The sequence below is a fragment of the Psychrosphaera sp. F3M07 genome (assembly GCF_018860345.1).
Lineage (GTDB): Bacteria > Pseudomonadota > Gammaproteobacteria > Enterobacterales > Alteromonadaceae > Psychrosphaera > Psychrosphaera aquimarina.
Map to the genome: position 1 here is coordinate 75,869 of NZ_JAHKPJ010000004.1, position 10,818 is coordinate 86,686.

12 protein-coding genes are annotated in these 10,818 nt (G+C 37.5%); 4 read left to right on the forward strand and 8 right to left on the reverse strand.

Going from position 1 to position 10,818, the window contains the following annotated elements:
* Nucleotides 1-94: 94 nt before the first annotated feature.
* The 7 genes from phoR to KO505_RS01865 form a co-directional block, all read right to left on the reverse strand.
* Nucleotides 95-1,414, reverse strand: coding sequence for a phosphate regulon sensor histidine kinase PhoR (phoR, locus tag KO505_RS01835; protein WP_216053739.1), 1,320 nt, complete (start codon nt 1,412-1,414; stop codon nt 95-97).
* 11 nt (nt 1,415-1,425) lie between these two features.
* Nucleotides 1,426-2,109, reverse strand: coding sequence for a phosphate regulon transcriptional regulator PhoB (phoB, locus tag KO505_RS01840; protein WP_216053740.1), 684 nt, complete (start codon nt 2,107-2,109; stop codon nt 1,426-1,428).
* Between the two features lie 202 nt (nt 2,110-2,311).
* Nucleotides 2,312-3,217, reverse strand: a complete 906-nt coding sequence (locus tag KO505_RS01845; RefSeq protein WP_216053741.1) for a porin — start codon at nt 3,215-3,217, stop codon at nt 2,312-2,314.
* Between the two features lie 150 nt (nt 3,218-3,367).
* Complete coding sequence (locus tag KO505_RS01850) at nt 3,368-4,204, reverse strand: metallophosphoesterase (RefSeq protein WP_216053742.1); 837 nt, start codon at nt 4,202-4,204, stop codon at nt 3,368-3,370.
* Nucleotides 4,201-4,764 (reverse strand): hypothetical protein, encoded by a 564-nt coding sequence (locus KO505_RS01855; RefSeq protein WP_216053743.1) that lies wholly within the window; start codon nt 4,762-4,764, stop codon nt 4,201-4,203. The genes KO505_RS01850 and KO505_RS01855 overlap by 4 nt, the downstream gene beginning before the upstream one ends.
* Nucleotides 4,765-4,833: 69 nt before the next feature.
* Complete coding sequence (locus KO505_RS01860) at nt 4,834-5,652, reverse strand: metallophosphoesterase (protein WP_216053744.1); 819 nt, start codon at nt 5,650-5,652, stop codon at nt 4,834-4,836.
* A complete protein-coding gene (locus tag KO505_RS01865; protein ID WP_216053745.1) occupies nt 5,652-6,215 on the reverse strand; it encodes a hypothetical protein in 564 nt (187 codons plus the stop codon). The genes KO505_RS01860 and KO505_RS01865 overlap by 1 nt, the downstream gene beginning before the upstream one ends.
* A gap of 107 nt (nt 6,216-6,322) precedes the next feature.
* Between KO505_RS01865 and KO505_RS01870 the strand changes: the two genes are divergently transcribed.
* The 3 genes from KO505_RS01870 to KO505_RS01880 all read left to right on the forward strand — a co-directional run bounded on the left by KO505_RS01870 (nt 6,323) and on the right by KO505_RS01880 (nt 8,948).
* Nucleotides 6,323-7,243 (forward strand): Dyp-type peroxidase, encoded by a 921-nt coding sequence (locus tag KO505_RS01870; protein WP_216053746.1) that lies wholly within the window; start codon nt 6,323-6,325, stop codon nt 7,241-7,243.
* Between the two features lie 146 nt (nt 7,244-7,389).
* A complete protein-coding gene (locus KO505_RS01875) occupies nt 7,390-7,728 on the forward strand; it encodes a P-II family nitrogen regulator (protein WP_216053747.1) in 339 nt (112 codons plus the stop codon).
* 11 nt (nt 7,729-7,739) lie between these two features.
* Nucleotides 7,740-8,948, forward strand: coding sequence for an ammonium transporter (locus KO505_RS01880; RefSeq protein ID WP_216053748.1), 1,209 nt, complete (start codon nt 7,740-7,742; stop codon nt 8,946-8,948).
* A 54-nt stretch (nt 8,949-9,002) separates the two neighbouring features.
* Here the strand turns inward: KO505_RS01880 and argR are convergent, their stop codons facing one another.
* Nucleotides 9,003-9,467 (reverse strand): transcriptional regulator ArgR, encoded by a 465-nt coding sequence (gene argR / locus KO505_RS01885; RefSeq protein WP_216053749.1) that lies wholly within the window; start codon nt 9,465-9,467, stop codon nt 9,003-9,005.
* 145 nt (nt 9,468-9,612) lie between these two features.
* On the opposite strand from argR, the gene mdh reads away from it, so the two are divergent.
* Entirely contained in the window at nt 9,613-10,557 is a 945-nt protein-coding gene (gene mdh, locus KO505_RS01890; RefSeq protein ID WP_216053750.1) for a malate dehydrogenase, read from the forward strand.
* Nucleotides 10,558-10,818: the final 261 nt, after the last annotated feature.

Sequence of the window (10,818 nt, forward strand, 5' to 3'; positions counted from 1 at the left end):
TGTATAGATTTGTAACATAACTGCAATTTTAGTTTTTGTCTATTAGCGGGGGATTTTTAGCAGTGGAGCGGCGCTTTATTATCCATTTGGTTTGTTATTCGTCCACTATTGTTGCTTCTTTTACAATAAACCTAGCGGGTATTGTGAATGAAAAGCAACTACCAACATTCAGCGTGCTGCTGATTTCTAGATCAGAGTCATGATTTGCTAATATATGTTTCACTATGGATAATCCTAATCCGGAACCGCCTGAGTCACGAGTTCGGGCTTGATTGACACGATAAAATCGTTCGGTAAGTCTTGATAAGTGCTCTGCAGGAATACCATCGCCGGTGTCCTGACAAGTAAATTTAGCACCTCCTTCCTCCGTTATTTTCCAAGATACGTTAATACTTTGTCCTTTTGGTGTGTACCTAACGGCATTAAATATCAAATTTGAAAAAGCACTTCGTATTTGTTCTTCACTACTACGTATAAACAATTCAGAATCGGCGTTTAAAGTAATCACGTGTTCGTTGTCAGATAGGGTGTTCGCTTCTTCAACGATAATATTTAACAACCGTGCAACGTTAACTTTGCTTTGAGTTAATACGTATTGTTTGTTCTCTAATTTAGTCAGGGTGAGTAATTGGTTAACTAATCCTCCCATTCTAATGGTTTGTTCGTTCATCATAGTATGTGCTTTTTTCCAAATAATAGGATCGGGCACATCGGATTCGGTGAGTAATTCTAAATAACCACGCATTACCGTTAATGGAGTGCGAAGCTCATGTGAAACATTGGCTATAAAATCTTTACGCATCTGTTCCATTTGTTTGATTTGGGTTATATCTCGAGCAATTAAGGTCCATTTGTCTTTTTCAAATGGAGCTATGCGGCATTCAAGAATGATGAATTCACTTTCTGGCGATGTCAGCTCGAATGGCTTGTCGTAGTTTTTTGATTCTAAGTATTGAATAAACTCAGGTTGGCGCAAAAAGTTATCAATGCGATTGCCCATATCTTCTGGCCATTTAAAACCTAACATACTTTGAGCTAACGAATTACACCAAACTAACGTTCTGTCATCGTTAAATACCAGCGCTGCATCTGGAAGTGACTCTGCGCCTAAACGGAAACGTCTCACTAATACACTGAGTTCGTTACGTTTTTTTCTGTGTTTACGCTGTTGTTGATAAATACCATCAAAAACGTCTGCCCAGATCCCTTTCGATGCAGGAGGGTAAGCACCACGTTTGGTCCACAACCAATTTATAAGTAAAGAGAGCTGATGATAATGCCAAACTGATAAACAGATAAATCCTAGACATAGGCTTTCAGCTGGGACGCCAAAAAAAGTGCCTATTAAGAAAAAAGGCAGTAAAAATATTACTACCTTCGTAAATAACTTTTGACTGTTAGGTAATTGACGCATTTGTTAATTCTTTATGTCGTTTTAGAGAAACGATACCCTGAGCCTCGGACGGTTTGGATCATGGTATTAACTTCACCAATCGCTTTTCTTAATCGTCTTATTTGAACATCGACCGTACGATCTTCTACATAAACATTGGTTCCCCAAACATGATCAAGCAGTTGTTCTCTACTGTAAACTCTGTCTGGGTGAGTCATGAAAAAGTGAAGCAATCTAAATTCAGTGGGACCTAGCTCTACTAATTTATTGTGCACAGTAACACGATGAGATACTGGATCAAGAATAATACCATCTGCTTCAACCGCTTCTTCAATTGCGGTTGGTGCAACTCGGCGAAGTACCGCTTTTATACGAGCCATTAACTCTTTAGGTGAAAAAGGTTTTGTCATGTAATCGTCAGCGCCTACTTCTAACCCTTTAATTTTGTCTTCTTCTTCGCCTTTAGCGGTTAACATAATAATAGGGATATGTTTGGTTAAATCACCTTGTTTTAACGATTTGGCAATCTGTATACCACTGACATCTGGTAACATCCAATCAAGTAAAATCAACACAGGTACAGGTTCAACTAAGTGACGCTGAGCTTCTTCAAAACTGCCAGCTTCAAGGGCTTGGTAGCCATTTTGTTCTAATATAAAGACCAACATCTCTCTAATAGGAGCTTCGTCTTCAATAATCAAAATTTTATTCATCATTGTTAATCTTTATCAATAGGTTATACAAAATTCAAATAGAATGATGCGGTAATTATCTAGTGAACTTAGTATGTCTTCTTATTATGACAGTTTTATTACATCGAGGTTAGTTTATAACTAATATTTAATAAAACATGAATTTAAAAAGAAAAAAACCGCACTAGGCGGTTTTTACATCATAAAGATTTATGTAATTTAAGCGTTAGAATTTATGTTCTAACCCAAGTGCTACGTATGATTCGTCAGCACTCATGTCATGATTAAAGGTAGTGTAAAATACATAAGCTTTTGTGTTTTTGCCAAGCTTACGATCCGCACCAATTGAAATGCCAGCGTCATCTTCAAGGGTTTGGTATTGGCCTTTTAGATTATAAGAACCTACTTTGTATTGTGCACTTAACATCATGCCAGACTTCTCAACACCTGATAAAACCGCTTCTTGTGTTTGCAATATCAAGCCTAATACCACACCTGATACTTTTGTACCCACAGTTAATCGTGTTGCGTCATAGCCTTTAACATCGCTGTCCATGGCAATGGCCGCATAATACTTATCTTTCTTTAATGCTTTATCACCATAAGTTGCAGAAATAGACGTCGCAGCATCATCATTATCTTCATCTAAGATGTAGCTTAAGCCAAACTGCACACCATTAAATTTAGGGCTTTTGTAAGTGATAGAGTCATCGGCACGAGTTTCACCTTTCCAGCCTAAGTTTTTAATATCGCCTTCGTAATCAGAGAAAATATCGAATTTACCTTGTGACTGTTTTAATACCGTATCGTTACGTCCTAATAATACTTCACCGAAGTCACCTTTCAATCCAATGTATTGGTTTCTTGATTTTATGTTCTCTGAACCAGAGTTGTCTGCCACATCAACTTGAAACTCATATTGATAAACCAGTGATATACCACCGTCTAGTTTTGTTGAACCTTTTAAGCCAAATCGAGAAGAATTACTTTTTAACTCAGTGATTGCAGCATCGCCGTCATCTGAATTTTGAAAGGACACATTGATTTTACCGTATAAATCGGTTGCCGCTATAGCTGGACTAATCGACGCTGAGATTATGGCAGTTGCAATTAACGTTTTAAGCATTTTCATTATTATGACCCTAGGTAAGGAACTGATTAATTTAATAGATAAATAAAAGTAGTCGTTTTATTTAAGTTTAGACTATTAAAAAACACAAATGTTACAGGAATATTACATGGGTAATAAAAATGTAATAAATAAGACTAAATTTTGTAATATTTAAGGAATGTCGCTCCAATTTACTGCAGTGGCTGGAATACATTCAGGTTCGCACTGTTCTACTGATATATTGGCGGGGGTAAAATTAACAATGCTATATTTTATATCTATTGTATCGGCATTTATTAAATGCGGTAATTTAACCGAAGGTTTGTACCAATATGAAAATTTATGGCTGTGAGCATGTAACATAAGGTCAAAACCAAACGCTTTTAATTCATCTGTAAATGTAAAATCGATATCCCACCAAGGTTCTATGTGTGACATGCCAATCGTGTGATGACGAATTTCATCAGTCTCTAACGCGGCTTCCTTTTGTAACCACTCTTTATCTGGTACATCTGCAAATTCGTATTTATTGTCATTGTAAGCAATGAACTTAGTGTTTTTATATGTAAACGAATAATCATATGGACCTATGGTGTTTAACCATATTTCACGTCCGTATGATAAAGCATCATGATTGCCAATGACGGACAATATTGGTTTATTACTATGGCTAATCGCTTTACAAGTCCATTCATACTCTTGTTTAACCCCTAATTCAGTTAAGTCTCCTAATAACAAAATGAAATCCACTTTGTTTATTTGGTTGATCTTTTTTATCGTGAGTTCCAAATCTCCTGGGAAAAGCCCCGGATCGCCGATAACTGCTATACTAAAGTGAGGTTGTTCTTTGTTTGTATTTTCAATTTTAGCTAGCCAATTTAAATTAACATCCAAGTTCAAGGTATCGCAGTCGACGCTATACTCCCATGGCGAAGTATCAAATCGGCATGATGAAATCAGTAGTGAATACATGACTAGCAAGTATATTTGGCAAATAGCTCTCATCATAAGTACACCCTAATGCCAACACCACTACTCACAATTCCAGTAAGACCCATTAAGTAGTAGTTATCACGATAAAATTCAAAGTTTCTTGTATAATTCACTACGCCAATATCCAGTACGCTCCAATCCCAGTAAAGTTCAATATTATCTCGCACAAGAAAGTTGCTTTGCATGCTAAAGATAAACCGTCGGTCTGTTGGTGTGTAGTAACCTTCTGGTATATCACGGTCCGGTAATATTTTGTAATCATCGTGATCTTTACCAAATAACATTGTGGTTGAAAAACTAAATGGCTTCCATTGGATCAGTTTGCTTTTAATTTGAAAAGTATATTTAATATCAGTGGTATAACGGTATTTAACACTGAACAATCTCATATCATCATGATCGTATTGTTTAGGGACATAACCAATGCCCATAGCTATAGTATGCCTGTCTGAAAAGGTCAGACTGTAAAAGGCATGTCCCACACCGATAAGCCCAGATGTTTGAAGCTCTATTTGCTTAGTCGCTGCAGTACTTTTAAAGGTAAATAAAAATATTAATAGTGAAAGTACGCGCATCAGTATGAAGTAAAAATGAATTATGACTTCACTATAAGAATATATTACTAAAACGACAACTTAATATAACTATCTGTTAACTGGAAGTATTGGTACGCATTCTGGATCACATTGCTCTATTGAAATACTATCAGGTGTAATGTTCATAATGCCAAACTTAACATCTCGTGTGTCCGCGGTAATAAAGTGTGGCAGTTCTACTGAGGATTTTTGCCAATAAGCGAACTTATGGTTATGAGCATGGAGCATTTGATCGAACCCCATTAGCTTGAGTTCATCTGTTAACGTTGGCTCAACATCCCAAGGCTCAATGTGAGACATTCCAATTGTATGAAGACGTGTTTCATCACTCGAGATGAGCGCTTCATTCGCTATCCATTCTTTGTCAGGCACGTTTTCAAATTCGTATTTGTTATCGTTGTAAGCGATGAACTTTGTGTTTTTATAGGTAAATGAATAATCAAATGGACCAATAGTATCTAACCAAATAACGCGTCCATAAGCTAGAGCGTCATGATTTCCAATAACGGATAAAATAGGCTTACTAGTGTGGCTCACGGCTTTGCATGTCCATTCGTATTCTTTTTCAACGCCAGTCTCTGTTAAATCACCTAACAGCAAAACGAAATCTACTTTATTTATTTTGTTAATTTTTTTAATTGTTAACTCAAGATCACCAGGATATTGCTGCGGATCACCAATAACGGCGACACTAAAATCCGTTTTATCCTTATAACGCTTTTCGATTAGGTTGAGCCATTCTAAGTTAGCTTCAAGGTTTAACGTGTCACAATTGACATCGTTTTCCCAAGGCGATATATCAAATCGACATGAAGATATTAACAATGAAGTTATGGTTGCAAGCATGATATTTTTTATTAATGTCATTATAAATCCACCCTAAATCCAATTCCGTAACTTAAAATGCCTTCTAAGCCTAAAAATCGGTAGTTGTCTCGATAAAACTCAAAATTTCTAACGTAATTAATCAAACCAATATCTAATACACTCCAGTCCCAGTAAAACTCAACTCCATCTTGTAAAACAAAGTTTGTTTGCATACTAAAAATTACACGTCGGGCACTGGGTAAGTAATAGTCTTTTGGGATGTCGTCAGGTAAAGTTTTATAAATATCATTGTCTTCCCCTCGTAATACCGTCACTGAAAAGCTATAAGGTTTCCACATGATTTCTTGGCCCATTGATATAAACGGGTATGACTTTGTTGGGGTATATCGGTATTTTAAACTTAGTAATGTCATATCATCATGATCAGCTAACTCAGGTACGTACCCTGCACCTATCGATAATGTGTGTTTATTTATGAATGTATAGCTATAAAAAGCATGGCCTAACCCCACAAGCCCAGAAGTTTGAAACTCTAGCTGTTGTTCACCTGATTTACTGGGCACTGAAAATAAAAGTGATATAAATAAAAGAAGTATTCTCATCGATAATGTAAAGTATTCGTAATAAGTATTGGCAGTATAGACCAACCGGTCGGTACAATTAAGTATATTATTTTTATCAACATCATAAATGTAACTAGGAGTGACTCATGGCAAGAGAGCAATGGGGGATATGTGGTGAAGCAAATTTACACGGACTTCATTTGTTTTTTAATGCACACGATGGTTATGAACCCGTAATACGTGAAGCATTAAGTCAGTTACCAATAATATTAGAAGAGATAAACGAACAATTTTCTGAGGCGATGTTTAGTGGCGTTATCGCAATTGGATCTAGTTTTTGGGATGAGTTGTACCCGGATAAAAAACCTGAAGAATTGAGGCCTTTTCCAGCCATCCATCACGAAGACAGACACATGCCTGCTGTACCTGTCGACTTATATGTACAATTAAGGTCGGACAGACAAGATGTAAATTATATTGCTTGCAGACGGTTAATGAGCTTATTTGGTGAGATGATAGAATTAATTGAACAAGTGCCTTGTTTCCGTTATCTAGATGGGCGTGATTTAACGGGATTTGTTGATGGCACCGAAAACCCTAAAGGCCGAAAGCGAAGAGATGTAGCATTGGTAAAAGAAGGTACGTTTGCAGGGGGAAGTTACGTTCATGTGCAAAGATATCGTCATAATTTAGCCCGCTGGGAACAAGTACCTACTGAAGATCAAGAGTTAATCATTGGACGAACTAAAATTGATGACATTGAAATGTCAAAAGAAGAAATGCCGGAAACTGCTCATGTAAAAAGAGCAAATGTGAAAGACGAAGATGGCAATGGCTTAGAACTCATGCGTCAAAGTATGCCTTACGGTAATGTTTCTACCCAAGGTTTATTGTTTGTATCTTACTGTGCCAATGCCACTAATTTTGAGCGTATATTACATAACATGGTGTTTGGTACTGATGAAGGTAATTACGATCATTTACTCGACTATACCACGGCAGAGACCGGTGCTGCCTTTTTTGCTCCTTCTATAGATTTCCTTACCTCTCAGGGAAATATAGATTAACAAGCCTTAATTACCTTCATAAACTCACTTATATATAATAAAAATTATTATGTATAAGTGAGGCAAACTCATTTATTTTCTTATATGCTCCCTTTGCATAGTTAAGCTAATTGTTAGCATAAATAGTTAAATGGGTTCATATAATAATGAAAAAAATAGAAGCGATAGTTAAACCTTTTAGACTGGATGATGTGAGAGAAGCATTATCTGAAATTGGTACGGTGGGGATGACCATTACCGAAGTTAAAGGCTTTGGACGCCAAAAAGGGCATACCGAGACTTACCGTGGCGCTGAATATCAAGTTGATTTCCTTCCTAAAGTAAAAATTGATCTCATTGTCTCTGACGATGATGTTGAACGTTGCATAGAAGCCATCATAAAAGCGGCTCATACTGGTAAAGTTGGAGATGGCAAAGTATTTGTCTCTGATGTTGAACGCGTTATTCGTATACGTACGGGTGAACAAGATAACGAAGCTATTTAGGAGTATTGATTTTGGATCAAGTAAATAGTGCAGTAGAGACCTTAGTTCAGAGTTCAAATACGTTATTTATATTATTAGGTGCCATCATGGTGTTTGCTATGCATGCCGGTTTTGCTTTTTTAGAAGTAGGGACGGTTAGGCATAAAAACCAAGTAAATGCGTTAGTAAAGATCATGGCCGATTTTGGCGTTTCATGTATAGCGTACTTTTTCATTGGCTATTGGGTTGCATACGACACCACTTTTTTTGCCAGTGCAGAAGTGTTGTCACAAAATAATGGTTATGACCTAGTTAAATTTTTCTTTTTAATGACCTTTGCCGCCGCAATACCGGCTATAGTTTCTGGTGGTATCGCCGAACGTGGCCGTTTTTATCCTTTCTTATTTGCGTCTATGTTAATCGTAGGTTTGGTGTATCCATTTTTTGAAGGCCTTATCTGGAACGGCAACTTGGGTTTTCAAGCTTGGTTAGAAACGACCACTGGGGCGCAATTTCATGACTTCGCGGGTTCCGTTGTTGTACATGCTGTTGGCGGATGGTTAGCCTTTGTCGCTGTATTATTTCTTGGCATGCGCCAAGGTCGCCGCCGTGGTGGTAAATTAGTTGCGTTTGCTCCTTCCAATATACCGTTTTTAGCTTTAGGTGCATGGATCTTAAGTATTGGGTGGTTTGGTTTTAATGTGATGTCAGCCCAAACGTTGGACGGAATATCTGGACTTGTGGCTGTGAACTCATTAATGGCCATGGTCGGTGGCATTATAGCGTCATTATACTTTGGTAAAAACGATCCGGGTTTTATACATAATGGGCCATTAGCAGGTCTTGTTGCCGTGTGTGCAGGTTCTGATGTGATGCATCCAATCGGCTCACTAGTGGTAGGCTTAGTTGCTGGTGGATTATTTGTTTGGTTATTTACATACGTACAAAACAAATTTAAGTTTGATGATGTATTAGGTGTGTGGCCTTTACACGGTGTATGTGGTGCGTGGGGTGGTATAGCTGCGGGTATCTTCGGCAGTGAGGCGTTTGGCGGTTTAGGTGGCGTTTCGTTCTCGGCGCAAATAATAGGAACATTAAGTGGAATTGCATTAGCTGTAGCTGGTGGGGCAATTGTCTATGGACTCATTAACGTATTATTTGGGTTAAGGCTTTCTGAAGAACAAGAGTTTGATGGTGCTGATTTATCTATTCATAAAATTGCGTCAACCAATGATGAATAAACATTAATTGTTAAAACAACGAGCGCAACACTTTAAAGTGCTGCGCTTTTTTATTTATACAGATTCAAATAATTGTCTGATGTTTTTAATTGTATGTTCGATGTCACTGACTTTCAGTGGGGCGATAAATATAGTGTCATCACCTGCAATAGTACCTAACACACCTTCTGCTTTACCGACTGAATCTAACAATCGGGCAATAAGCTGTGCTGCACCTGGGCTAGTACGTATGATCACCATAGATTCATTGTGTTCAATGTCTAATACTAACTGTCTTAATGGGCTTTTAGCCGTTGGCATGCCTAACTCAGCAGGTAAACAATACACCATTTCTAGTTTGGCATTACGTGTTCTTACTGCGCCAAATTTAGTCAATAATCTGGATACTTTTGATTGACTCACATTATCAAATCCAAGACCTTTTAAGGCCTCGACGATATCGCCTTGAGAACCGAATCTTTCTTCTTTTAACAGCGCTTTAAATGACTTAATTAATTCTTCTTGTTTTACTTGGCTCATGGATTCCCCTTCTAACTTGGGCGCAGTTTAAAGTATTTAACTAAAATATACTAATTTAGACTAAATGCTAATTGAGTTTTTACTCATATTTAAGTATGGTTTGCCCGCAAAATGTACTCTACACAAAATGACTTCGGAGAAGAATATGAAAGTTGCAGTATTAGGTGCCGCAGGCGGTATAGGTCAAGCTCTATCTTTATTACTAAAAACTCAATTACCAGCGGGCACAGAATTAGCGCTATATGATGTTGCGCCAGTTGTTCCAGGTGTTGCTGTTGATTTGAGCCACATACCTACAGCTGTAAAAGTGGAAGGTTTTGGTGCTGATAACTTAGATAAAGCATTAACGGGTGCTGACGTTGTATTAATTCCAGCTGGCGTTCCTCGTAAGCCTGGCATGGACCGTTCAGATTTATTTAACATCAATGCTGGTATCGTTAGAAACTTAATTGATGCAATTGCAGATCACGCTCCAGAAGCATGTATCGGTATCATTACTAATCCAGTTAACACGACTGTTGCAATCGCAGCAGAAGCATTAAAAGCGAAAGGTAAATATAACCCAGCTAAATTGTTTGGTGTAACAACACTAGACGTTATCCGTGCTGAAACGTTTGTTGCTGAATTAAAAGGCTTAGACGTAGAAGAAATCGTTGTTCCAGTTATCGGTGGACACAGTGGTACTACAATTCTTCCATTACTTTCACAAGTTGAAGGTGCTGATTTCACACAAGAAGAGATTGAGCAATTAACTCACCGTATCCAGAATGCGGGTACTGAAGTTGTTGAAGCTAAAGCGGGTGGCGGTTCTGCTACATTATCAATGGGACTTGCAGCTGCACGTTTCTGCTTAAGCTTAGTAGATGCATTAAACGGCGAAGACGACGTTTATGAATATACTTATGTTGAAGGCGACGGCGAAGATGCACGTTTCTTTGCACAACCAGTATTAATTGGTAAAGACGGCGTGAAAGAAATTTTACATTACGGCGATATCAGTGAATATGAAGCTAAATGTAAAGCTGACATGTTAGACGGTCTTAAAGCTGACATTAAATTAGGCGAAGATTTTGTTAATAATCCTGCTTAATAAGCTATAAGCTATAAGCTATAAGATAAAGGTGCATATTAAATGCACCTTTTTTATTGGTGAGGTTTAAGTTGTGAGAGGAAGTCAAAAGTAGCAATATAATTTGAGAGTCTTAAAAAAATGTCGGTATTAAATATGCCTTTAGCTTATGAGAATAATTTCGGTATAAACGATAAATTAAAGAAAAACCTTATAGTATCCTAATTAATGCGGACAATTAATTTACTTACAACTTACAACTTACAGCTTACAGCTTACAGC

What these genes read in the sequence shown, in the direction of transcription:
- phoR (WP_216053739.1), bottom strand. Translation starts at nt 1,414, where the DNA reads ATGCGTCAATTACCTAACAGTCAAAAGTTATTTACGAAGGTAGTAATA.
- phoB (WP_216053740.1), bottom strand. Translation starts at nt 2,109, where the DNA reads ATGATGAATAAAATTTTGATTATTGAAGACGAAGCTCCTATTAGAGAG.
- KO505_RS01845 (WP_216053741.1), bottom strand. Translation starts at nt 3,217, where the DNA reads ATGAAAATGCTTAAAACGTTAATTGCAACTGCCATAATCTCAGCGTCG.
- KO505_RS01850 (WP_216053742.1), bottom strand. Translation starts at nt 4,204, where the DNA reads ATGATGAGAGCTATTTGCCAAATATACTTGCTAGTCATGTATTCACTA.
- KO505_RS01855 (WP_216053743.1), bottom strand. Translation starts at nt 4,764, where the DNA reads ATGCGCGTACTTTCACTATTAATATTTTTATTTACCTTTAAAAGTACT.
- KO505_RS01860 (WP_216053744.1), bottom strand. Translation starts at nt 5,652, where the DNA reads ATGACATTAATAAAAAATATCATGCTTGCAACCATAACTTCATTGTTA.
- KO505_RS01865 (WP_216053745.1), bottom strand. Translation starts at nt 6,215, where the DNA reads ATGAGAATACTTCTTTTATTTATATCACTTTTATTTTCAGTGCCCAGT.
- KO505_RS01870 (WP_216053746.1), top strand. Translation starts at nt 6,323, where the DNA reads ATGGCAAGAGAGCAATGGGGGATATGTGGTGAAGCAAATTTACACGGA.
- KO505_RS01875 (WP_216053747.1), top strand. Translation starts at nt 7,390, where the DNA reads ATGAAAAAAATAGAAGCGATAGTTAAACCTTTTAGACTGGATGATGTG.
- argR (WP_216053749.1), bottom strand. Translation starts at nt 9,467, where the DNA reads ATGAGCCAAGTAAAACAAGAAGAATTAATTAAGTCATTTAAAGCGCTG.
- mdh (WP_216053750.1), top strand. Translation starts at nt 9,613, where the DNA reads ATGAAAGTTGCAGTATTAGGTGCCGCAGGCGGTATAGGTCAAGCTCTA.